Origin of the sequence: Aquimarina rubra (assembly GCF_042684305.1) — a bacterium.
Classification (GTDB): Bacteria; Bacteroidota; Bacteroidia; order Flavobacteriales; family Flavobacteriaceae; genus Aquimarina; species Aquimarina rubra.
In genome coordinates this window covers 445,780-469,788 of the sequence record NZ_JBHULE010000002.1, presented here as the reverse complement: position 1 = coordinate 469,788, position 24,009 = coordinate 445,780, and the positions used below count along the sequence as shown (strand labels likewise).

The 24,009-nt window shown below is 32.4% G+C and carries 26 protein-coding genes and 1 pseudogene; 8 read left to right on the top strand and 19 right to left on the bottom strand.

The window, feature by feature from the left end; all coding sequences use genetic code 11:
- Positions 1–127: 127 nt before the first annotated feature.
- Together ACFSR1_RS02565 and ACFSR1_RS02560 are read left to right on the top strand one after the other, a co-directional pair.
- Positions 128–448, top strand: coding sequence for a hypothetical protein (locus tag ACFSR1_RS02565; protein WP_378289313.1), 321 nt, complete (start codon positions 128–130; stop codon positions 446–448).
- A gap of 40 nt (positions 449–488) precedes the next feature.
- Complete coding sequence (locus tag ACFSR1_RS02560) at positions 489–791, top strand: hypothetical protein (protein ID WP_378289311.1); 303 nt, start codon at positions 489–491, stop codon at positions 789–791.
- Between the two features lie 82 nt (positions 792–873).
- Here ACFSR1_RS02560 and ACFSR1_RS02555 read toward each other — a convergent pair whose 3' ends face one another.
- From ACFSR1_RS02555 to ACFSR1_RS02525, 7 genes are all read right to left on the bottom strand, one after another.
- Positions 874–1,293 carry a DUF2141 domain-containing protein gene (locus ACFSR1_RS02555; RefSeq protein ID WP_378289309.1) on the bottom strand — a complete coding sequence of 140 codons (420 nt, stop codon included), beginning with the start codon at positions 1,291–1,293 and terminating at the stop codon, positions 874–876.
- Positions 1,294–1,562: 269 nt separating this feature from the next.
- A complete protein-coding gene (locus tag ACFSR1_RS02550) occupies positions 1,563–2,894 on the bottom strand; it encodes a DUF58 domain-containing protein (RefSeq protein ID WP_378289681.1) in 1,332 nt (443 codons plus the stop codon).
- Between the two features lie 5 nt (positions 2,895–2,899).
- Entirely contained in the window at positions 2,900–3,991 is a 1,092-nt protein-coding gene (locus ACFSR1_RS02545) for an AAA family ATPase (RefSeq protein ID WP_378289307.1), read from the bottom strand.
- A 48-nt stretch (positions 3,992–4,039) separates the two neighbouring features.
- Positions 4,040–5,254, bottom strand: a complete 1,215-nt coding sequence (locus ACFSR1_RS02540; protein ID WP_378289305.1) for a DUF4350 domain-containing protein — start codon at positions 5,252–5,254, stop codon at positions 4,040–4,042.
- A gap of 1 nt (position 5,255) precedes the next feature.
- A complete protein-coding gene (locus tag ACFSR1_RS02535) occupies positions 5,256–6,008 on the bottom strand; it encodes a DUF4129 domain-containing protein (protein WP_378289303.1) in 753 nt (250 codons plus the stop codon).
- Position 6,009: 1 nt separating this feature from the next.
- Positions 6,010–6,888: a hypothetical protein gene (locus ACFSR1_RS02530; RefSeq protein WP_378289302.1), complete on the bottom strand. Its 879-nt coding sequence runs from the start codon at positions 6,886–6,888 to the stop codon at positions 6,010–6,012.
- Positions 6,878–7,849, bottom strand: a complete 972-nt coding sequence (locus ACFSR1_RS02525; protein WP_378289300.1) for a stage II sporulation protein M — start codon at positions 7,847–7,849, stop codon at positions 6,878–6,880. The genes ACFSR1_RS02530 and ACFSR1_RS02525 overlap by 11 nt, the downstream gene beginning before the upstream one ends.
- A 36-nt stretch (positions 7,850–7,885) precedes the next feature.
- Between ACFSR1_RS02525 and ACFSR1_RS02520 the strand changes: the two genes are divergently transcribed.
- Both ACFSR1_RS02520 and ACFSR1_RS02515 read left to right on the top strand, forming a co-directional pair.
- Positions 7,886–8,599 (top strand): RDD family protein, encoded by a 714-nt coding sequence (locus ACFSR1_RS02520; protein WP_378289298.1) that lies wholly within the window; start codon positions 7,886–7,888, stop codon positions 8,597–8,599.
- A 64-nt stretch (positions 8,600–8,663) separates the two neighbouring features.
- On the top strand, positions 8,664–10,172 hold the full coding sequence (locus tag ACFSR1_RS02515) for an Ig-like domain-containing protein (RefSeq protein ID WP_378289296.1): 1,509 nt from the start codon (positions 8,664–8,666) through the stop codon (positions 10,170–10,172).
- A 42-nt stretch (positions 10,173–10,214) separates the two neighbouring features.
- On the opposite strand, the gene ACFSR1_RS02510 is transcribed toward ACFSR1_RS02515, so the two are convergent.
- Complete coding sequence (locus ACFSR1_RS02510; RefSeq protein WP_378289294.1) at positions 10,215–10,973, bottom strand: peptidylprolyl isomerase; 759 nt, start codon at positions 10,971–10,973, stop codon at positions 10,215–10,217.
- Here ACFSR1_RS02510 and ACFSR1_RS02505 point away from each other — a divergent pair.
- Both ACFSR1_RS02505 and ACFSR1_RS02500 read left to right on the top strand, forming a co-directional pair.
- Positions 10,967–11,611: an NUDIX hydrolase gene (locus tag ACFSR1_RS02505; RefSeq protein ID WP_378289292.1), complete on the top strand. Its 645-nt coding sequence runs from the start codon at positions 10,967–10,969 to the stop codon at positions 11,609–11,611. The genes ACFSR1_RS02510 and ACFSR1_RS02505 overlap by 7 nt on opposite strands.
- Positions 11,612–11,775: 164 nt before the next feature.
- Positions 11,776–12,579: a lysophospholipid acyltransferase family protein gene (locus ACFSR1_RS02500; RefSeq protein ID WP_378289290.1), complete on the top strand. Its 804-nt coding sequence runs from the start codon at positions 11,776–11,778 to the stop codon at positions 12,577–12,579.
- A gap of 37 nt (positions 12,580–12,616) precedes the next feature.
- Here the strand turns inward: ACFSR1_RS02500 and ACFSR1_RS02495 are convergent, their stop codons facing one another.
- The 7 genes and pseudogenes from ACFSR1_RS02495 to ACFSR1_RS02465 all read right to left on the bottom strand — a co-directional run.
- Positions 12,617–13,042, bottom strand: coding sequence for a hypothetical protein (locus ACFSR1_RS02495; protein ID WP_378289288.1), 426 nt, complete (start codon positions 13,040–13,042; stop codon positions 12,617–12,619).
- A 162-nt stretch (positions 13,043–13,204) separates the two neighbouring features.
- Complete coding sequence (locus tag ACFSR1_RS02490; protein WP_378289286.1) at positions 13,205–13,387, bottom strand: hypothetical protein; 183 nt, start codon at positions 13,385–13,387, stop codon at positions 13,205–13,207.
- A 503-nt stretch (positions 13,388–13,890) separates the two neighbouring features.
- Positions 13,891–14,091, bottom strand: coding sequence for a hypothetical protein (locus tag ACFSR1_RS02485; protein ID WP_378289284.1), 201 nt, complete (start codon positions 14,089–14,091; stop codon positions 13,891–13,893).
- 142 nt (positions 14,092–14,233) lie between these two features.
- On the bottom strand, positions 14,234–14,386 hold the full coding sequence (locus ACFSR1_RS02480; protein WP_378184021.1) for a hypothetical protein: 153 nt from the start codon (positions 14,384–14,386) through the stop codon (positions 14,234–14,236).
- Between the two features lie 207 nt (positions 14,387–14,593).
- Entirely contained in the window at positions 14,594–14,752 is a 159-nt protein-coding gene (locus tag ACFSR1_RS02475; protein WP_378289282.1) for a class I lanthipeptide, read from the bottom strand.
- A 133-nt stretch (positions 14,753–14,885) separates the two neighbouring features.
- On the bottom strand, positions 14,886–16,502 hold the full coding sequence (locus ACFSR1_RS02470; protein WP_378289280.1) for a tetratricopeptide repeat protein: 1,617 nt from the start codon (positions 16,500–16,502) through the stop codon (positions 14,886–14,888).
- Between the two features lie 133 nt (positions 16,503–16,635).
- A pseudogene (locus ACFSR1_RS02465) lies at positions 16,636–16,734 on the bottom strand (DNA-binding response regulator); the annotation flags it as partial.
- A gap of 324 nt (positions 16,735–17,058) precedes the next feature.
- Between ACFSR1_RS02465 and ACFSR1_RS02460 the strand changes: the two are divergent.
- Entirely contained in the window at positions 17,059–18,009 is a 951-nt protein-coding gene (locus ACFSR1_RS02460) for a hypothetical protein (RefSeq protein ID WP_378289278.1), read from the top strand.
- Between the two features lie 84 nt (positions 18,010–18,093).
- Positions 18,094–18,756, top strand: coding sequence for a hypothetical protein (locus ACFSR1_RS02455; RefSeq protein ID WP_378289276.1), 663 nt, complete (start codon positions 18,094–18,096; stop codon positions 18,754–18,756).
- Positions 18,757–18,877: 121 nt separating this feature from the next.
- On the opposite strand, the gene ACFSR1_RS02450 is transcribed toward ACFSR1_RS02455, so the two are convergent.
- The 4 genes from ACFSR1_RS02450 to ACFSR1_RS02435 all read right to left on the bottom strand — a co-directional run bounded on the left by ACFSR1_RS02450 (position 18,878) and on the right by ACFSR1_RS02435 (position 23,922).
- Entirely contained in the window at positions 18,878–21,820 is a 2,943-nt protein-coding gene (locus tag ACFSR1_RS02450) for a response regulator (RefSeq protein WP_378289274.1), read from the bottom strand.
- Positions 21,821–22,224: 404 nt separating this feature from the next.
- Positions 22,225–22,980, bottom strand: a complete 756-nt coding sequence (locus tag ACFSR1_RS02445) for a LytR/AlgR family response regulator transcription factor (RefSeq protein ID WP_378289272.1) — start codon at positions 22,978–22,980, stop codon at positions 22,225–22,227.
- 179 nt (positions 22,981–23,159) lie between these two features.
- Positions 23,160–23,465, bottom strand: a complete 306-nt coding sequence (locus ACFSR1_RS02440) for a 2TM domain-containing protein (protein WP_378289270.1) — start codon at positions 23,463–23,465, stop codon at positions 23,160–23,162.
- A gap of 142 nt (positions 23,466–23,607) precedes the next feature.
- Positions 23,608–23,922 carry a 2TM domain-containing protein gene (locus ACFSR1_RS02435; protein ID WP_378289268.1) on the bottom strand — a complete coding sequence of 105 codons (315 nt, stop codon included), beginning with the start codon at positions 23,920–23,922 and terminating at the stop codon, positions 23,608–23,610.
- Positions 23,923–24,009 lie beyond the last annotated feature (87 nt).

Below are 24,009 nucleotides of genomic sequence, written 5' to 3'. Positions count from 1 at the left end.
TGATAAAACTTATTAAGTATTTCCTAAAAATTTGTTTTTTCTATTGAAATTTTTAGAAAAAATGTTAACCTCTAATGAGGTGCAGACACAAATACTCGAAAAAAACTTAATAATAAAATTAAAGAAAATGAAATTAGTAAGAAAAAGTAAATTGATTATAGGAGCAATAATTTTTGCAAGTATGATTTCCTGTTCAGAGGATGATAATCCTTTAAACCCTTTGTCTGGTTGTGTTTATCAAGAAGAGGCAGAAGCTTCGGCAATGGCGTCTCAGGTATGGTCTCAGAATCCTACTCCAGAAAACTGCGAAGCGGCCAAACAAGCTGCGATAGTATATTTACGTGCTTTAGAAGACTGCCCGTTACTTAGTAGTGAAGATTTAGAGGATCTTAGAGAAGATTTACAAAGTACAATAGAGCTTGATTGTACAGATGGAGGTGTAAACTAAGATTACAAAAACAAATTCCAAATTTTTAAAAATTCAAAACATGAAAGTATTTACTAAATTTATATTATTGTTAATCTTGGGAGTGACTACACTAGTCTCTTGTTCAGAAGAAGATATCATAGAAGAACTTTCCGGGGGATGTGTTCCGTTATCTGCGGTAGAGAATTATAGCGCTGCATTAGAGCGTTATTCTAATAATCCAAATGTCGAAAACTGTGAAGCTTTGAAAAATGCGTCCATTTCATATCTAAGAGCATTGGATGATTGTCCACTTATCGAAGATTCCGAATTAGAAGAAGCATTGAGAGACACAAGTGAGGCAAGCTGTGAAAGTGCAGATTAATAAGTGTTAATCAACTATAGGAAGGGTTTTGCTTAAGAATAAAAGCAAAACCCTCTTTTTTGATTGATGAGTTGTTATTATATTAAAATCTAATTTCCAGTTCCACATCTTCGGCACCGACCTGAAATTTAGCATCACTCCACATGGGTGGTCCATAACTCATATTATTATTAGATACTCCATAACTTTCTTTTGGCATTCCATTTTCCTCAAAATCCATTCTTTCATTATTATTAGCATCGTGTACACAAGAGATTCCATATTCGCCGGCAGGAATGTCGGTAAATGTAATTTTAGCTACACCATTTACAATTTCACCTTTTGCTGATTTTATAGGAGCAGCTTTCATAAAAGTTGTTTCATCATATAATCCAAAAAGTACAGCACCGTCAGAGTTAGCAACATTTGGTACAGTTACGGTGATAGTAACTCCATCGGTATCTTGGGCGTTAGTAACAAAATTTACTGCGGTCATTGTTAAAAATAATACTAGAGTTTTCATAAGAGTTTAGTTTTTTGATTTTTATTATTTCGTTTTGATGAGTCAAAAGTCTAAAAATCCTATGCGTATTTATAAAGTATCTAACTCAACTGTAGAATTTAATGGATGAAATGTAACCCCTCTGTCCACATACGGTGGACATCTCCCCTAAAAGGGGAGAAGTTCAAAAAAGGTTTTTGATTTATAACCGGGAGTCGCTTTTGAATTTTGAAACTAGTATATGAATAATCTTAATTCACAATTCGTAATTCTAAATTCACAATTCGTAATTACAGAAGTCCTCTAGCTTTGATCTCCAGGTATTTATTAATCGTATTCACCGTTAGATCTTCTGGTGAGGTTAGCACGGTCTGGATTCCGTGTCTTTGCAGTTCTTTGACCATTATTTTTTTATCGTATGCAAATTGTTGCGCAATGGTTTGATCATAAATAGCTTGCAAGTCTTCTGCATTTTGATGAATTAATTGATGTAATTCTGTATTTTCAAAGAAAATCACTACTAGTAAATGTTTTTTTGCCAATGCCTGCAAATAGGGGAGTTGTCTTTTTAAAGCAGAAATATGCTCAAAATTGGTATAAAACAACAGAAGGCTGCGATGGTTTATTTGCCTTTTGACATGCGCATATAACAATCCAAAATCAGCATCTAGAAACTGAGTTTTTACATTGTATAATGTTTCAGAAACATTATTGATATAGGTTTTCTTTCTACTGGCAGGTAAAAAATTACTGACTTTATTAGAAAAAGTAAGCATCCCAACTTTATCATTTTTTTTGAGGGCGATATTAGAAAAAGCCAAGGTGCTATTTACTGCGTAGTCCAGTAAACTCAATTCTTTAAAAGGCATTTTCATAACTCTACTTTCATCAATGATGGAGTAAATCGGTTGTGATTTTTCGTCTTGGAATTGATTGATCATCAAATTTCCGTGCTTGGCAGTTGCTTTCCAGTTAATGGTTCTTACATCATCACCAATTACATATTCTTTAATCTGCTCAAACTCCATGGTGTGACCAATGCGTCTGATTTTTTTAAGCCCAAACTGGGTTAATTTATTATCGATAGCCAGAAAATCATACTTCTTCATTTGTATAAAAGATGGATACACCTTTACCATTGCCGATTTATCAAAACTATAGCGTCTTTTGACCAAGTTAATTTTAGTCATAACATACACGTGCAAATGGCCAAAAACATACTCACCTCTTTTAACAGGTCTAAGTGAATATTCGAAATCTAATGTTGATTTGGGATTAATTATTCCGGTTTTTAGAAAGTCCCGTTTTTGAAACTGAACAGGAATCTCATCTATTATTTCGGTATAGGTGGTAAATCCATAGTTGCTTTTTACTCTGACCGGAATTGCATTAAAATCACTATTCGAAAACTTTTCCGGCAGCAGTCTACTAGCTTCAACTCCTTTTTTAGTATTGAACAAAATAACAATATCGAATAAAAAAGTAATCACGAATCCCCATACTAACAACCAGGCTAACGGATACAACGTCTGAAACCAATACGATCCCAAAAATAGGACAGATAGGATGGCAAGTATGTAAAATACTCTTGGACTTAGATATAGGGATTTATAGAATTTAATCACAATTAACGTGGAATTTCTACAGATTGTATAATCATTTCAATAACATTCTCGGTAGTCATTCCTTCCATTTCTCGTTCTGGAGATAGAATAATTCGATGACGTAATACCGGGTATAATGATTTTTTAATGTCTTCTGGAGTCACAAAGTCTCTACCATTAATCGCTGCAAATGCTTTTGAGGCATTCATAACTGCTATAGAAGCACGTGGAGAACCTCCAAGATAAAGATGTGGATGGGTTCTGGTTTTTGTTACAATTTCTGCAATGTATCCAAGGATTTTTTCTTCTATAATAACTTCCTGAGTCTTCTTTTTGTATTCTACCAGTTTTTCTGGTGTCATCACAGCACTTACCATTTCTAATGGTTTTAGTGTTTTTCTTTCGTGATGCGTTTTCAGAATATCTACTTCTTCCTGTAAGGACGGATAGTCTACTTTAATTTTAAATAAAAAACGATCCAGCTGCGCTTCCGGAAGTGCATATGTTCCTTCTTGCTCAATAGGGTTTTGTGTTGCCAATACCATAAAAGGTGGTTCCATAGTATATCTTATACCGTCAATGGTTACCTGGCGCTCTTCCATTACTTCAAATAAAGCAGCTTGGGTTTTTGCCGGAGCACGGTTGATTTCATCAATCAAAACCATATTAGAAAATATAGGACCTTTCTTAAACTCAAAATCACTTGTTTTCATGTTAAGTACAGAGGTACCTAATACATCACTAGGCATTAAATCCGGAGTAAACTGAATTCTGTTAAATCCCGTTTCTAGTGTTTTTGCAAACAGTTTTGCGGTAACTGTTTTAGCAATACCGGGAACTCCCTCAATAAGCACGTGACCATTGGATAATAAGGATACGATTAACAATTCGATAAAATCCTGTTGACCAACAATTACTTTGGCTAATTCAGCTTTTAGTTTTTCTACTGCTTGTTGTAGCTCGCTAAGATCAATACGATTTTCAAAGCTTATCTTTTCTGTAGTAGCTTCAGGGCTATCTGAAACTTCTTGTGGCGTATCCAAAGGAGTATTGTTTTCTTGCGTATCCTGTGGATTGTTTTCTAAAGCGTCATTTTGTAACTCTTCGTTTTCCATATGTTTTCTTTTATTCTCCGTAAGAGAGAGAGTTGTATATCGTTTCTGTTATGATTTATTTTTGTATTCGGTTATCATATCATATAATCGAATCAATTCTTCTTTTGTCACTACTCTTTTTCGATTGAGTTCTTCAAAATATTTAAATAGTTTTTTGGTATTTTCTATGTCATTATTACTTCTGGCAGAAATATCTAACAATGTCTTTTCATCCAAAGTGTTGGTTGGTATTCTTAGTTCATGATGCACATAATCCAAAAAAAGAAGATTTTGTTTTTCTACAATTTCTTTATGCTTTTCCTTTTCAAAATACATGGCACTAATCGTTCTGGTAAAAGCTAAAGTCTGATTTTTAAGTGGTTCTATAATCGGAATACTACGTTGTTTCCGTTTTCCTTCAAAAATAACAAAAAGTAATACGCCTATGACCAGTATATAATATGCCCATTTCAGATATCTATTTTGTAACAAAAAGAATAGAGGAGAAGTATAGAATTTTTTCCCTGATTTATAATGATTGTCCCAAAGTATCGTTTTTGCCGGATCAACATAACTCAGTAGATTTTGGGTATAAACGTAATTACTGTCCTTTAGCATAAAATAATTCCCAAATGCTTCAGGAAAAGAATGAAGTAGAATTTCTCCATCACCAAAAGATTGTTTTAGGTAATTTACTTTAGGTTCTTTAATTTTTAAGGTGTCATTATATAATTGGGTAACACCAAGAACTACCGCATTTGTGGTATCTATTTCGCTAAAATGTGGATTATAGGTATCGCGATCATAAAGATATGGTTTTTCTACTTTCAAATTTGTGTTCACCAATTCGATCAAGGGTTGCGTGGCAATATCATCCAGGGATATCATATTATCTGTGTCAATTGATAATGTATCCAGAAGGTTACTGCTAATTGATTTTGCAGATACAAATAATGTATTCCCTTTTTCTACCCATTGTAGCATTCGATCTAATTCACTATCATCAAATCCGACAGAGCCATTGACAAAAAAGTATGTACCGGTTATTGTATCATTATCCAGTAAAAACTCATAAGGAGGTTGGTTGATATCTTTTAATTCCTGATCATCAAAAGTTTCCTTCATCAAATTATAAGATACAAAGGTTCCTAACGGAATTTTATCGGTATTAGCATAGCTTGGAAACCAGTTGATCGGTTCAGGTTCGCTAGCTTCCAAAAAAGTAAGCAAACCTATAGCGGCTATGATGATAATGATAAATATTTTAGACTTTTTACTTAGCAAATTATGAGCTTATACTATTAGTAATCGATTTAAATTTTTGTTCTGCTTGTCGAAATGATACTTGATTGATCTCAAAACTTCCGTACCATATAAAATCATATAGTCTGGTAATATTTTGAAATTTATTTTTCAAGGAATCATCTGTAAGCTCTTTCAAATAATCTGTATTTGTTTTCTGAGACTCCCAAAGGATGAGTTCTTTGTCTGACATTTTTTTAAGTACAGAAAGATAATAATATCGTATTGCCAATCGATAGTTGTTCTCTTTCAACGCGAGTTCTATTAATTGATGAATATCTTGATTCTGAATAATATCTTCGTCTTCTGTAAGGATGATTTGAGGAGCTTCTTGCTTTTCTAAAAGTATATCACGAGGATTTACTTTCATAAACAACCATCCTAATAAAAACAGAACTCCTATAATAATGAGATAAGGTAACAGCTTTAATAAAACTGCCCAAAACCCGGTAACCTTTTCAACGCCAAATAGCCAATTGATCAATTTACTCCATAGTTGACCAAGCCACCTTTTGAATTGAGTCCAAATATTATCTGGCTCTTCATATTCTGTATAATCAAAGTCGTCATCATTTCGTAATTCCTGAATCTTATCGATGCTAAACTTTTTTACTTCTTTGGTAGCATCTAGGTCATATACTATTTCTTGAGATTTGGTAATGGATGTACTGTCCTGAATCTTAGCTGAAACAGATAAGGATGCTGTAAAAAATAAAAAGTAAAGTAGTATTTTCAAATTATTCGGATTTACCTAAAGAGTCGATCTGTTCTAATGTTCCTGTATGATGTTTTCTTTCGTTTAGATTAAAGTAAATAAATGCACTGGAAATCGCAGTAAAAAGATAAATAATGATGTACTGAAGAACGGAAGCAATCGTATTTAACACAATAAAAACCCAATCATATATACTAGAAGGATCTGAGAAAGTACCTTCTGAAGCAGCTGTAAAGGTTTTAAAGAAAGTATACATAATTGCAGGAATAGAAAAAACCATACTAATAATGTATGATAATATTCCGATAACAAGTAGCGTAGCAAATGTAATCCACCATTCATTTTTCACCAATTCAAAGCTTTCGCTTATACAATCAAATACTGCAGATTTTTTGAAAATCAGAATTGGATAAATAAGACTTAAAGGTACATACAAATATATTCCCGGAATAAAACATAACATAAGTCCTACTACCAACATAATTGTGGAAAGAATAGAAAGTCCGATGATACTTCCTAAATCCTTTTTTACTCCATCAACAATTGTTGTTTGATTAATCACACCATCGTTATCTACATATGATTTAATATAGTGTAAAACAGTTCCGAAAACTAATCCATAAAAAAGTAAAATACTAATTAGCATAATCAATGCGGATATGATTAATGCTCCAGAATTAAATATTTCGGGATTACCTCCTAGAGTAAAGGGATCCATTATACTAGAAGATGCATAGGTATAATAAGCAATAGATAACAGAAGTACAACTAAAACAACACCAGTGGTTTTAAATAAAACAGTAAATAACGGTTTAAAATTGGTTCTTATAAATGCGAAAACATCTGTAAGAATTTCTCCTAATTCTCTTTTCTTTTTAAATTCAATATAATTATTGTTCATCTGTAGAAATTGATTTTTTATATAATTGTCTGGGGTATATCACATAATAGAATAAAATTAAGCTCAAAGAGGCAGCAATAATAAATATTGCTAACCAATCAGGCATTTCTGTATGCCTGGTTACAAAACCTTCTAAGAAACCTGCAATGATAAAAAACGGAACGGTGCTTATTACGATTTTTAATCCTGCTTTGATCCCTCTTACAAAAGATGTAAGTCGGGTATATGTTTTTGGAAACAAAATAGAGTTACCCACTACCAATCCTGCACATCCTGCTATGATAATGACAGAAATTTCTATGGTCCCGTGTATCCAAATCGTTCTGGCACTTTCCCATAAGAGTCCTTTTTCGTAAAAAAAATATTGAAAAGAACCTAACATAATAAAGTTTTGCATCAATACAAAAACTGTTCCTATGCCAAGCATAACTCCAAATACGAAACAATATAATGCAACTTTAATGTTATTGATGGTAATGCCAAGAAACATATTCGTTTCTTCCATTTTTTTATAAACCGCCATGGGATCTCCATTTTCAATATTTTCTAGTGTCATATTCACATACCCATCTCCTAAAATTGATCTTACAAAAGCTCCATCTGTTGCAGAGGAATATGCCCCGATCGCTGTAAAAAGTACTGAAATTAAAAATGCAATTAGTAATTGCCGTTGATATTTATAAAATTCTAATGGAAATTCTTTCACCCAAAAAGAATAAAATCTGTTTTTCTTTTCTTTTTTTGTTTTATAAATTTTTTGATGCGCATTAGAAGCTAATCCGTTTAAGTAATTAAGAGTCTGGCTGTTAGGGTAAAAAGTTCGTGCATAACTTAGGTGATCAGTTATCTCAATATATAAACCAGAGAGCTCATCCGGAGTAATTTGTGCATTATTCAGTAGAACGCTTTCAAATTTTAACCATTTATCTTTATTTTGCTTCACAAAAGCCGCCTCACGCATGGATCAAAAATTAGGAGCTTCAAAGAAACATAATTAATGGATAATTTTCAAATAGAAACTGCTCAAAATGTGAGCATACAGCAAAATGCTGCTGGAATTGGTGAACGAATCTTGGCATACTTAATCGATTTATTGATTATTATAGCCTATTTTATCGTGGTGTTATTTGCGATAGGTGCTTTGGATTTGGATGTTGGAGATCAATGGGCTTTCTGGTTGATAGTAGGACTTCCTCCTTTTTTATACTTCTTGTTATGGGAAACTTTTTGGGATGGTAGAACTCCCGGAAAAGCAGCTGTAAAAATAAAGGTTGTTCGTTTGGATGGTTCTAGACCTGCCTTTTCGGGCTACCTAATTAGATGGTTACTCAGATTAATTGATATCAGTCTGGCATCAGGCGGAATTGCAGTCGTGGCGATTCTTTTTAAAGGAACCGGGCAACGACTTGGTGATATGGCAGCTGGAACAACGGTAATCAGTGAAAAACAAAAAGTAAGATTTAATCAGACAATTTTGGTAGACATTCCTGATGATTATAAACCGGTGTATCCACAAGTTACTGTATTTAGTGACGCCGAGATGCGCAAAATAAAAGGGATATATCAAGATGCCAGAAGAAATGGTAATCATAATATCATTTTACAACTTTCTAATAAGGTAAGTGGTATTATGCAGGTTGAACCCCAAGAAAAACCGATTCAGTTTGTTGCCAAGGTAGTGGAGGATTATAACTACTATACGCAGAAATAATGATTCTAAAACTTCAGAATTTTTGGAAAAAGGTAGTATATTTGCGGCCCCAAAATAATTGAAAATGAAAATCTTACTTAAATCTTTCTTGTATTTATTCTTAAGTTTATTTCTATATAGTTGCGGTTCTTCGGATAGTAGTGATGAAGTAATTACAATTGAAGAGGAAGAAGATCCTGATCCAATAGCTACAATCACTATAACTGTTGTAGATGACGTATCTCTTGATTTTGGAGAAGTTGTCGAGAATATCACACAAACTAAAACATTTAAAATTTCTAACTCTGGAAATGTGCCGCTAGAGATTACCGAAATCAAAGTACCAGATGGTTTTTCTCTGGATTGGATATCGGGTTCTATTGCGGCGGGTAGTTTTAGAGATGTAAATTTAAGTTTTATGCCGAACGGTATTAGTGATTTTGGTGGAGAAATCATTATAGAAAGCAATGCAACCAGCGGTAACAATAAGGTAAATTGCTTAGGTGTAGGGATTAGTGATATTTACGAAGGAGATCTTTTGTTAGCTAGTCAAATAGAAATTGAAAATTTTGTAAACAAAGGATATAAAGAAGTTACCGGACAGCTGTTCATTGCTTTTGAATCAGGTTTTCCTAATCGCAACACTACTATTGTTTCCTTGGAGCCACTTTCTCAATTAAGATCAATCAACACCATACGAATTAATTCTACTGCCAATCTTAAAAGTCTAAATGGATTAGAGGATGTAGAGATTAAGGGAAGCGTAGCATTATTCGATAATGTTGGTCTTGAAAATATTGATGGACTGGTCAATATCGTGGATCTCAATGGATTTCTTCAAATTGCTGGATGTAGTTCCCTAACAAATTTAAGTGCTCTTGCTAATCTAGTTTCAGTTAAATCTGTATTGACTATAACTTATAATGATTTATTAGAAAATCTTAATGGTTTAAGTAGTCTGAAAATGATTGGTGGGAACTTAGAAATCAAAAATAATCCATTTGTTAATACTTTAGAAGGGTTAAATAATCTTGAAAATATTGGTGGAAATCTTAGTGTAAGTTATAATGAAAGATTGAATGATTTTTGTGCTATTAAGAATTTATTGGTTTCTAATGGCTTAGATGGTACCTTTTTTGAAACACGTTATAATAAATACAATCCATCAAAACTTGATATCACAGATGGAGATTGTTTTAAAGATTTTCCTCAAGGAGTTTATGGCGGTAATCTGGTCATAAGAAGTAAAGGCGCTTATGAAACATTCATATCTATGAATTATGAAGGAATTGATGGAGACTTAACCATTAATAATAATAGGGATTCCGATATAATGTCATTAGAAGATCTTTCAGGACTAAAAAGAGTTTTAGGAAATTTGTATATAAATCGAATGATAATTGAGGATTTACAAGGATTGGGTAATCTTGAATTAGTAGAAGGAAATTTACAAATAAGTGATAATCCTAATTTATCAGATTTTTGTGAGATACAAGGTCTTTTGCAGAATAATGGTGTCGGAAGCTTTTTTACAAGTGGTAATGTTTACAATCCGTCTGCTCAAGAGATTGTAGAAGAAACCTGCTCTAATTAAAAGGATTCAAAACTTTTTTGTGGTATCAATTAGCTGTTTGATTTATCGAATCACTTCTGCTTTGATAAATATATTTTCTTTAGGCCATTCGCTACCGTCTACAGGTACGTTAGAAATTTTGTCGGCTACATTCATTCCTTTTACAACTTTGCCAAAAATAGTGTGTTCCCCATCCAGGTGATGTGCTCCTTGTTTTGCAATAACAATAAAAAACTCATAGGGGGTAGAACGATTAGAAGGATTATCAACCCATTGTTTGGAGAGAGCGACAGCACCACGCTCATGGGTAAGCCCTTTAATAGGTTCTTGCGGCAAGGTGTAATCACCAATATCGTGACGTTTTTGAGCCATTTGTTTGCGATCGCTATTTCCACCCTGAATAACAAAACCTTTGGCTACGCGATAAAAGAAAGTTTCATCAAAATACTTTTCTTTAACCAGATAAATAAAATTAGCGCGATGTACAGGAGATTCTTTATAAAGCTGAATATGAATATCTCCAAATTTAGTACTAATTCGTACCAGAGTTTCAGGATTTTCTTTACCATATTGTAGTAAAAACTCCTTCATGTTTTCATTGGTAAGCTTAAAAGGCTCTTCGTCCATTACTTTAGGAGCGTGATTTTTATCCTTTGTTTGCGTTTTTAATGTATCATTTTGATTTTCAGTATTTTCCGTAGAAACGTTTTTTTCGTTTTTTTGAACGCTCTGTTTAGTTTTTTTAGATTGTGTATCTTCACAACTACAGAACATAAGAAAAACAATAGAACTATATATAAAAACTACTCTGGTAAATGACATTCGAAACATTTAAAAGTTTGATTCCAAAAATACAGAAAATGTCAGTACCTGGAGCATCCTCTCATTTTATTATGGCTCCCGAGGTTAGAAAGCAAGAGCTGTATAACATCAAAATAGAAGAGAAAAATCCCAGGCATGCAGCTGTACTTATGTTGATGTATCCCAAAGAAACCCGTACGTATATGGCTTTGATTTTACGTCCGACGTATGAAGGGGTACATTCTGGACAAGTAGCATTGCCAGGAGGAAAAGTAGAAACTTTTGATAAAACATTTCAGGATGCTGCATTGCGGGAAACCTGGGAAGAAATTGGAGTAAACTCGGATACTGTAGATGTGTTGAAATCGCTTACCAAAGTATATATTCCACCTTCTAATTTTTGGGTACATCCTTTTCTGGGTTTTATAAATGCGCTTCCTAATTTTGTGCGTCAGGAGGAAGAAGTGGCCGAAGTAATAGAAGTTTCGATAGAAGATTTGTTGGATGATACCAAGGTAACTTCTAAAAAACTATCGACTTCGTATGCAGAAAATATTGAAGTACCATCCTTTGAACTAAATGGTTACGTGGTTTGGGGTGCAACGGCAATGATGCTTAGTGAACTTAAAGTACTGCTAAAAGACGCTTTGGAATCATGATTTTGTATATTTGACTCCTGTTTTTTTCGAAATTTTCACAAGAATTTATCGAATATTTTATCGGTTATTTAATCATTTGTTATTATTTTCATTGATAATCAGGATATTATTGAAAAATGATGTAACAATCGATGCTAAACAACTAATTAAACCAGAATTCATTTATGGGATTGTTTAAAAGAAATCCTTTTGGTCATATACTATTCTTAAAAAAATGGCTCATACGCATTATGGGTGCTATGACTCATCGCAGATATAGAGGATTTAACGAACTACAAATAGAAGGAAGTGAGATTTTTAAGACCCTTCCGGATAATAATGTCCTTTTTGTATCCAATCATCAGACCTATTTTGCAGATGTGGTAGCGATGTTTCACGTATTTAATGCCAGTCTAAGCGGTCGTACAGACTCTATTAAGAATATTGGCTATTTATGGAAACCTAAGCTAAATCTTTATTATGTAGCTGCAAAGGAGACTATGAATGCCGGCTTATTAGCTAGAGTACTGGCATATGCCGGAGCCATTACCGTAGAACGTACGTGGAGAGAAAAAGGACAAGATGTAAATCGCCAGGTAAAGATGAGTGATATTACCAATATCAAAAGAGCGCTGGAAGATGGATGGGTAATTACATTTCCGCAAGGAACTACCAAACCCTTTAAGCCAATTAGAAAAGGGACAGCACACATTATAAGACAATATAAACCGATCGTTATACCAATTGTGATTGATGGGTTTAGAAGATCTTTTGACAAGAAAGGAATCAGAATCAAAAAGAGGAACATTCTACAATCTATGGTGATTAAAGAACCTCTGGAATTTGACTACGAAAATGATTCTATAGATGATATTGTGGCCAAGCTGGAGTATGCTATTGAACAGCATCCTTCATTTCTTAAAGTAATTCCACAGGAAGAAATAGAAGCAGAAGAGGAGCTGAACAAGAAGCGACAGTGGGAGTATTAGAAGATTGAATTCTAATATAATACCCGCTGCTTTTTATTTATTGTTGAATAGTAAGTTCCAGATTTCCGGATACTAAGCTAACGTGACAACAATCGCTACTAACCGTGTAGTCACTGCTAATAACTTCTTGGTTATTAATAAATCCTCTAAACCTAATTTGTTGTTGCCGGTTTACTCCAATCACATCATCTTCGATCAATGGATATTCTCCAAATTGTAATGCTTCTTCCAGTTCGGTTGGTGCTAGGGAAATGGTAATATTCTCTCCGTTTTCGAGGTTAATCACTTCATAGGAGTCTAATGCTACAGGATTTTGATTCTGATCGGTTACGGATACCGAAAATCTTACCAATACTAGCGTACAAATTGCATCTTCACAATCATCATTATTATCACAAGAGATCTGTGCATTTGCCAATAATAAAGACATGAATATTACTAAGAATTTAAATGGTTTGTTCATTTTTTTAGCTTTTTTATAAGATGTACTAATCTTTATAGGGTTGCGTAATATTCTCGAATTTCAAACCATGCTGTTTTGCCTAAAGAGCAACTTTATTAGAAAAAGGCCAAAATATCGTATGATACTTTGGCCTTTTATTTATTTCAAAACACATAAAGTTTATTACATAATCTGGCAATAGCCCCAATGACAGAAGAATTTTTCGTGTTCTCCCCATGGTAAGGAGTTTAGAACGCTACAATCTGCATGACTATTACACTGCATCCCTGTATTTCCTCCGTTAATAGTTTTTTGCTCTTTTTTATTTAAAATCTGAGCTCCTTTTAATTGCATTAATTTTTTCATGTTGTTAAAAGTTAATTATTCTAAGATGACCACGAGCATTTTGAGACAGTCGTGGTTTTCTGTCTGTGTTGTATAGAAACTTGTAAGCGTTTGGTTTATCATATCATTGAGATTTATAGATAGATCAAACATCTTTCTATAGCTCTTTGTCAAAGTGAGGAGACTATTAAGCTCCCTTTCTTCGAAGGAAGGGCTCGGGATGGATGTTTTGTTATAAACCTAAAATACGCTCCTTAATCCCTGCCTGACTGCTAGGTAGGCTCATCAAGTGAGGAAACTTTACTTTTTATAATATCCCCTTGAGGGGATTATAGGGGTGTTTTTTTAATCAAAAGCCAATTCATCCGAGTGCTTCGACCCCCAAATAGAAGTATGCTTCGACAAGTTCAGCAGGACTAACGAGCATAGAAACATTTGGTTCAAAAAGCTATTCTCGATACCACCCAGAGGCAGGCAGGCAATCCGCCTTGAGCGGATACTCGAATTGACGCTTTTTGAACTATTTAATTAAATGAACAAATAGAAAGTGTCACAACGTTTCCGTTAATGATTTTTTCTACACCACAGCTTCCGGAGCAGCAATCACTGTCATCTACACATCTACGAGCTACTTGTTGGCATCCATAGGTGCCACCTTGAATCGATTTTTGGTGTTTTTTGTTTAATATGCTGACACCATCTATGTTTAAAAATTTAAGAGTCATTGTGTGTTGATTGTTTGAGTTAGGGAATGTTTTAACAAAAAAGAAAAGTTCTTTTCTCTGTTGTTTTGGGCGTAGTCGAAAAATCATCCATATCGTTTTAGATACATTTCGACTACGCTCCATATGACAGTTTTGGTTATTACTAGTCTAATTGTTCAAAACAACGTCCAAAAGAACAACGACCACTGCAAAGACTAAGACACTGATCACCGTAGTATGTTCCGGCTTTAATGGATTGCTGTTCGTTTTTGTTTAATGTTGTAACTCCTTTTAAATCTAAAATGTTATTAAGCATGATATTATGTTTTTAATTACCTACTCTGTCCATAAGGTTTTCGGTGGCCCCTTGATCAAAATATAGTGTGTATTGCATTTTGATACGGTTACGAATGTAGAAGGTAATTAGGGAGATTGAAAGGGGAGTGTGACCATTTTAAACAAAATAGCCATAAAAAAACCCTGCATATAAGCAGGGTAATAGGTGTTTTGAAAATACCGTTATTTATTTTATGTCATAACAATAGCCTACTATTTCTCCATCTTCTGGTTGTTGACTTGTAACAACACTAGTTCCCCCTTCTATCCGTTTCATTGAATCCGTACTGATCCTTGCTATGGTTAACTTTTTTAGACTGATGTTTTGTGTTTTGTTTTTTTTCATTGTAAAATGATTTTTTGATTTGTTAGTATTTCTGTTTTTATCAGAAGTATAAAAATGTATTTCGTAGAAATATATTTGATTTTTGGGGTTTGTACTAATTGCATATGGCTAAATTGTTTAAAATAGTCATGATTTACACCTCTATTTCTGATGCTTTGTGCTGTTTGTCAATACTCTTGATATAATACGATGGATTGATCCCAGTTTTTGCTTTAAAATGCTTTACTAAGGAGTAACTACTTTTGTATCCAATTTCTGAAGCGATGGATTGTATAGAAAAGGACCGGAATTTTTTATCATCTTTTAATCTTTTTAATACATACTCAATTCTTAAGTCATTGATATACTCGGTAAAGTTTTTCTCTTTGTGTGTGTTTATAGTTTGGGATAAATAGGTAGCATTGGTTTTTAACTTCTTGGCCATAGATCGAAGGCTACATTCAGATTTCAAAAAATATTCTTGTACCTCTAATTTTTCCAGTCCTTTTATAATATCGTTTATGGTATGATCATCAATAGTTAGTTCTTTTTTCGGTTCTTCGTTAGCTTTTGTTTTTGCTTGAATGGATTCTAAAATATTAATTTCCTCCATTAAGTTGTGAAACAAGTTTTTATTGGATCGTTGTTTTTTAAAATATAAGAATATAACACCTATGAATAGGATGGAGATGATTAATATAATCAAGAATGTTTGGCTTTCATTTTCTGCCTGTTTGGACATAAGAGCAGCAATTTCTTTTTCATGAATGATATCTATAGTTTGATCTTTATCTTTTTGATAAGAATCATTTAGGATTACATATTGACGCTGCCACAGATTTGCTTTTTGGTATTCTTTTATTTCATTATAACAATTGGCTAGTAACAAATGAGATCGAATTGCCGGAGGTTTATAAAGATCATTTTCTTCAAAGTTTGCGATACTGTTTCCCAGAACCTCAATAGCCTCTTGATAACGTTGCTGTTGGTAGTAACAACTTGCAATAAAATAGTTGGTGTTTATCGTAGGAAATGATTTATTGTTTATTTCTTGTTTGGATAGAATGTCTTTTGCTTTAAATAAATAATTTAGAGATTCTTCATGTTTTTTTTGGTAATAATACACCATTCCCTTTTTAATGTATAAATCCAAAATAGCTTCTTTATAATCTAACTCTCTACTGATCTCCAGTGCTTTTTCTGCATAATATAAGGTTGAATCATATTGTTCTTTATCCAGATATACCTCACTGGTCAGAACCAAAATACTGACGTGAGCTCCTTTTTTATTAAACTTAGTATTTGGTATTAACTTAAGTGAATGGAGGGCGGTTTTTAAAGCTTTATCTAACCTATTCATTCTTCTTAGGATAATTATAAGTCCTGCTTTTGCTTTAATTTCTAATTCTTTATGTTTTGTTAGTTGAGCAATATCTAGAGCTTTTGAATAGGCCTCGAGAGCATCTTTATTTTTTCCATCCCTAAGATGTACGTGCCCTTTTCTGGTGTAAATGATAGACACTAAAGAATCATTTTTCAATTCTTTAGCTATTATTTCTGCTTTTACATAATACTCCATACTTTTTTTATAACTCTCTATATCATAAAAGCTATTTGCTTGTTTCAAATATGTTAACGCATCTTTGATACTATTCTCTTGTGCATCAATAGAAAATGGATCAAAGAATAAAGAGAAAATTAAAAAAAAGAAGTATTTGCCGAAAATGGCTTTATGATGAGTTGTCATTGTGATAGAGATGTGTGTTTTCAAAAGTAAGTAATACTTTTATTTTTTTATAGTTTATCTATCAAGACCACCAAATGTTACCACGCTGTGCTGGTATTTATGTTTAAAAAAGTAAGAAGTAAAAGAGGGTAGCAGGAATAAGAAATGGAGGTATCGATTACTCTAACCATTCTTTAAAATCCTTGACACGTTCTCTGGCTACAATGATTTCTTGTTCATTAAAATGATGTAGTTTGATCTGTAGTCTGGAATTTATACATGTTTTTACTTCCTGCATTCAATTTCATGTCGATTTTGAAACAGACTCCCCTTAGTGCTTTCATTTTTATAGCATTATAACGTTACTGCTTTTAATATTACATCTACATAACAGTCATTTTTGTTTCATTCTTTATGATTTTGGTGTAACAAAATAGCCATAATTGCAACGGTTTTTAATGGTATATCCGAAAATGTAATTATTTGTCCTTTGGTGAAAGTTTATGTCCTTTTCTGCATCTTTTAACGGGATATTTCTCCATAATTTCACATTGTTGTACAACACAAATAAATTTAATAATAACTCTTAAAACCATTAACAATGAGAGATTCACCAATTTTTTTTGAAGATTTATTTCCTGACCCTAAAGTAGAAGTCAGGTCATTTGAAAAAAAATCATTAATAATTAATAATTTAAAAATATTTAAGATGAAAAAAATATTGTTTTTAGCATTAACCGTAATGTTTGTTGTTGGATGTAGTAGCGACAATGAGGCAGAAATTCAAAATACTAATCAGATAGATTTTGAAAAGTACAGTTATTTATTTGAGGACTACCAAAGTTTTAGAGTAGATGGTCAAGTTATGACAGATAAACAAAAGATAATAGAGGGTTTATTAAATGCTCAGGCAACTCATTATAATACCGTAGATAGTGAAGTAGATTTTTATACATCCGAAGAAGTTTATCAGAAATTAACAAATCAAAATTTTAATAAGTTTGCCAAACAGTATCTAACAGATAATTTAGAAAACTCAACATATAAAACAGGTAGTTTTAATGAATACGGTGAGCTAGTAGAGGATAAAGATTCAAATACTGAAACGGCAAGTAAATCTAGTTTACATGGAATTTCAGGATTAGGCTCTGTTGCTGGAGACTCAGATTTAAAGGCTATGGCTCATAGAGTTTTTTTTATTTTTGCTTATAACACTTCAAATAATAAAGATGTTTATTTTCAACGAGCCCAGAATAATAGTAATTTATCAAATAACCCTCATCACGCCGTAAAAGTTGATGGAAAAAGCGCTTATGTAAGTTCACCTTGGGTGTCTTCTTCATTTCCTTTTTATAAAATGTATTCAGGAAATAATACAATTCAGGTTAAGAACGATAAAAATGGAAACTCAACAGTTTATTTTTGTGAGTACCCCAATTATGGAGGAAAAAGAGTTTCAATGTGGGTAGGCAAGGATCAAATTAAAACTATTAGTCGTTATACTTTTAGCAATTTTTCTCAGGATCGTCCACAATCTTTAATAGTACAATAACTCTTATAGATAATTTTAAACTTCAAGATAATTAGAAGTTGAAGATTGTAATAAGAATTATAACAAATCTTAAATAAAACTAAAATGAAAAATATATTGATAATCATAGTAACTCTGTTTTTAGGTCAAAACGGATTTAGTAATAACAATCTTGATAATATTTATAATAATCACGAGGAACTGATAGAGAATCTATCCTGTACAGAAGAAATTAATACGATAAGTAAATTATCTTTCGCATTAGGTATGTTTAATACTAAAATTCAGCTTGAAACTGAGAAACGAGAGAAAATATCAAAAGAAGATAAAGAAACAATTGCCGATATTGTTGATATTTCAAGGCGAACTTTTAAAGAAATTATAGCTAAAAATCCAGAATTAAAAATAATGGATTCAACTGAGAGAATGCAGATTGTTAATAGTGCGTTGATGAGAAATAGAAATAGGGGTATAACTGCTGGTGAGGTAGCAAATTGTTTTGCTGGAGCTATTGCAGCTATTTATTCTTGCGGTAATTTTAATGCTGTATCTAAAGGAGTTTTTTGGACTTGCATGGTGGTGACCGCAGAAGCTGATATTATTGTTGTAACAGAGAGCGGCGGATCATTAGCACTTGCCATAGAGCCATGGGTGAATGCTGAAACGGCTTTTTGTGCTAGAGTTGGTTTTGGGGGTGCAGTTGCGACCTGTGTAGTAACTGCTGTTGGTGATGTGGCTTATTGCATTTGGAAAGAATTTAAAGATTAAAATACTTTATATCCAAGAACAATAAATTTGGAGGCCGTCATAAGATTACTTTTGTACGGTCTCTTTTTTTCTTTTTAAAAATAATTTAAAGATTTCCAGTAGACTAGATGAGATTTTTTTATTAAAAATTTAGATAATCAGCAGGTCTTTTACCGAATCTGTTTTCAAATAAATTATTAAATCGTGTAACGTTATTCATGCCTACAGATAATGCTACAGCCTTTACACTACTATAGGTTTTGTTTTCTAGTAGTTTGAGTGCTTTTTTGAGTACTATTTCCTGTTGAAATTGTTTTGGACTTAATCCTGTAATGATCTTAATTTTTCTACGTAAATGCCGTTCTCCCAGATGTACTTCTTCACTTAAGTCAGAAAGTTTAAAAGTATAATTCTCTAAATTTGTCTCTATAATCTTGGCGATAGTTTCTATTAGTTCAATATCTGCTTTGGTATTAATTTCTTCAACTAATGCTGTGTTTTTACCGATAGAGGTAGTGGTTTTTTGTTGATTCTCTGGGGTGTTAACGTTTTTTTCGGTTAATGTTATGGTTTTATTTGTTTTACGAACCTTATATCGCTGTATAAGATTATATACTCTTGCCAAAAGCTCTGTTTGTTCGAATGGCTTGGTTAAGTAGTCATCTACGCCTATGGTCAGTGCTTTAAGCTTTTTATCGTTAGCCGATAATGCTGTTAACATGATAAATGGAATACCATACGTATCAGTGTCCTGCTTGACAGCTTCTAAAAATGTATATCCATCCATAACAGGCATCATAATGTCTGATATGATTAAGTCCACTTGTATATTTTTTAAAAGAGTAATTGCTTCTGCTCCATTTTTAGCGGTGACAATTTTATAGTTTATTTTTAAAATAGAAATAACATAAGAAAGCATGTCGGGATGATCTTCTACGACCAGAATAGTATATATTTTCTTTTCATTTTCAGGTAGTTCAAAAGTTAAAGGGTAATCATCTGATTCTGATAGGCGATTCATATCATTGTCTACAAATTTATTACTATTTATAACAGATTTGGTAACAGGTAGTGTTACTATTACTTCGGTTCCTTTTCTCAAAGTACTTTTGAGTGTTATTTCTCCGCCCATCAAATTCACTAATTCTTTTACCATAGATAAGCCGATACCTGATCCACCTTCTGATGGTTTGTTAGGGTCATTACTCTGAAAATAGCGATCAAAAACACAAGGAAGGTCTTTATCTGATATACCTATACCAGTGTCTTTTATAATAATTTGTAAGGAGTGTTCATTATTAGAAACAACTAGCTGTATGTTGCCAAGATTGGGTGTATACCTAAAGGCATTACAAAGCAGGTTATTGACAATTTTTTCTAGTTTAGAGGTGTCAATTACTAATTCTTGTTTTTTTAAATTCTCAAAATTATATTCAAAGGTAATGTCTTTTTGTTCTGCTAATCCATTAAATTTATTAGTCATTTCTCTAAAAAAGTACTTTAAACTAATGATTTTTGGCGTTAATTGAAGTTTGTTTGCTTCTAGCTTTGATAAATCCAGAATATCATTGGTTAGCGTTTTTAAGCTTTCCGTATTTTTATCAATAATTTCTATCTTCTCCCGTATTGATGGATGTAATTGAGGTTTAGCCTGACTTAGTATTTGTTTAATAGGACCATAAATAAGTGTTAATGGTGTACGTAATTCGTGAGATATGTTTGTGAATAGTCTGGATCTTGATTCGTTTAGTTCTTTTAATTGATTTTTTTGTTCTAATAGTAGTTGATTGATTTTTCTTCTTTTTTTCAATCCGTAGTAAAATGAAATTGCTAGAATTATGGTAATGAAAAATAAACAACTTAAGATAATGATCAACCAATTTTTTTGTTGATTTATCTGTTGTTCTAAAATAATTTCTTTGGTATTTGCATCGATTTTAGCTCGTAAAATTTTTGACTCCAGTTGTAATGTTTTTTCGTTAAAATTATCGTGTTTAAAATCATCAATTAATGGAATGACATTGTTAAATACTTTAATAGCTTCTTCGGTTTGGTTGAATTCATTTAAGGTTTCGGCATATAACATACCGGTGTGAAATAGTTCATGATTGGATGAAACATCCTTTAGGGAGCTGTGGTATGCTAATTTCGAATATTGTAATTTTTTGTTTTGATTTCCTCTCTTACCTTCTAGTATACTAAAGTTTTTGTAGGTTGTTGCAATCATTGCTTTATGATCAATTTCCAAAACGGCTTTTAGTGCTTTTTCCAGATAATATGGAACTTCATCAATTTTATTTAAGGATATCAAAATTTCAGCCATCACATTTCCTGCTCTTCCAATACTAAAATCATCGCCATATGTAAGGGATGCGTCCCAAGCTTTATTGGCATAGGATAATGCTTTGTCAATTTCTTCAAGTTGATAATAATTTTCTGAAACTCTTATTAATAATATTGGATGTGTATTAAAATTAGTGAAGTTATTATCTTCTATGAACTTTCGAAATGATGTATAGGCATCAATAGCATCTTCAAAGTTTCCTTGTGATGTGTAATTTCGACTCAATTCATAAGCTATTAACTGTCTTGGTTTTAAAAGACATTTTTTATTTTTTGATAAAGCGATCATATCTTCCGCTTTTTGAAGATATAAAATACTGATAGAAGTATTGCCTAATTGATGATTATAAGTAGCTAATCGTACTAAGCTTTCTATATGTACTTTTTCTTTTAGATCAGATTTTTCTTCATTTTTGATTAATTGAAGAGAGGTTTGAGCAAAATAGCCGGAACTATCGTGTTTTTTCAATTTATGATAGACCATTGATAAACGATTACAAATGGCAGCTTTCTCTAATATATTTGTAGATGAATCTAGTTGATTACGTATTTGCCTTATTTCCTCTGGAGTCTTTTTTTTGAAAAAAATTTCAAAACTATTTTTATTACAATCTGAAGACTGAATTATTTTATTAGTATCATTCTCGGTTTTTTTTTCTTGATAAGCAAAATTGAAACCAGAAGTTAAAACACATAAAATAATCAACAGACCTTGGGTCGTATTTAATCTCTTAGTATACATTAAGTTTAAGTTGGTTAATTTATTAGGTATAGAGCAAACTAAATGTACATAATTATTTATAAACTTAATAGTTACTACTTGTTTTAATGTCCGATTTTGGAAGGGTTTTTTGTTTATGTCCGTTTTTGAAATATTAAGAATAGATTATTTATTTGATCTAAAGAGGAATTAATATTTTTTATAAGGAAGGATATAATGTTTAAATTAATTGTTAGACTAGCTTTGTTGATAGTATCAACTAAAAAATAATAACTTTTCACTTAGATTGGATTGATTCTGATTGTTTAAATTAAGATCAATTGAAATTATTTGATAAACTAATGCTTTCATCAAAATACCGGTTTTATTCAACTACACCAATAGCATCTAGGATTACAAGACTTTTTTATTGATTTGATAATTCTTTACTCCAACCACTCCTTAAAATCCTTGACACGTTCTCTGGCTACAATGATTTCTTGTTCATTAAAATGATGAAGTTTGATCTGTAACCTGGAATTGGTATAAGATATGATATCTTTTATTGCATTAATATTAATATAGAACTTGCGGTTTACCCGATAGAATTGCTGAGGATTCAGTTCATCTTCTAATGATTCTAAAGTAGTGTCTATAAGGTAATTTCGATTATCCGTCGTATGTAAATAGGTGCCTTTGTTTTCAGAATAAAAACATTCGATATCCTCTACAGAGAATATTTTAAGATGTTGACCCACTCGAGCTGTAAACCGTTTTTTATACACCCGATCCATAGGATTAATTAGCAACTTTTTGATATCCTCAAAATCAACTTTTAGCGATTGGGTAGAAGGGAGTTGGTTTTTATATTTTGTCACCGCAGCTTCTAATTCTTCATCATCAATGGGTTTTAGGAGGTAATCAATACTATTTAGCTTAAATGCTTTTAGCGCGTATTCGTCATAAGCGGTTGTAAAAATAATAGAACTTTTGATCGTAATGGTGTCAAATATTTCGAATGATAAGCCATCACTTAATTGAATATCGAGAAATATAAGATCAGGATGTTCATTGTTAGTAAACCATTCAATAGATTCACTCACAGAATGTAACATGGTGTTCACCTTAATATCCAGGTCATCCAACATTCTACTAAGTCTTCTGGCAGCAGGTTTTTCGTCTTCTATGATTAGTACATTCATGTTTTTAAGTTACAAAGTTTTAAAGTCTAATAGTTGCAAAGTTGTAAAGTTGCAAAGTTACAAAGTTTCAGAGTTTCAGAGTTTCAAAGCTATGTAGAAGCAAAGTTTAAAAGAATCCAACAATCCAATGATCCAGCTAATCTAATAATCCAACAATCCAACTAATCCAATAATCCAGATTATTCCCAAAGCTCTTTATCTTTATCCTCTTCGTCCATATACTTTCTGATTCTACGTTCTTCCCAATCTTTGTCAAACATAGGATTAATTCTAAACGCTTTTACGGCGTGGAATGCTAATCCGATTCCCCATCCAAAAGCAGCCCATAAAAACCAGGCGTACCGCCACTCATTAGTATAATAATTAATTCCTGCAAGAAACCCGATAATAACAATGTATGAAAAAAGGTTATTATAAAATTTCTTAAGCTCGTCTACACGTTCTTTTGCTCGTTCGTATCTTTTTTGTTGTTCAAAATCTTTCATGATGATTAGTTTTTTATGTTTTGATTAATGTTATAAAGTGAGATCGATACAAGGAAACCACTATTCTCGATACCCTCCAGAGGCGGGCACTCGAATTGACGCTTTTCTTTTATATTTTGTTCTAAATACACAACTGGTTTAATTATAATACGTCGAGCGTATCATCTTCATCCATCAATTGTTTGATTTTACGTTGTTCCCAGTTTCTTCCAAAAATAAAATTCTGTTTAAAAACCCTTAACCCGTGAAACAACAATCCAATTCCCCAAAGTACAGGAGTAATATACAGATGCCATTGACCCCAGTTTTCGAATCCCTGACTTTTAAAATTGGTATTGATAAAAAGTATCACAAGATTAATAACAATGTAAATAGAGAGATGTGAATAAAACCCTCGTTCATCGTCCACTCTTTTTTTAGCGTTTTTATATCTTTTTTCTTTTTCAGAATCTTGCATGATGATTGGTTTTAAATGGTTGTTTTTTTGGATTCCAGCCTACGCTGGAATGACAACACTCTATTATTTTTTTACTTTTTCTGTCAT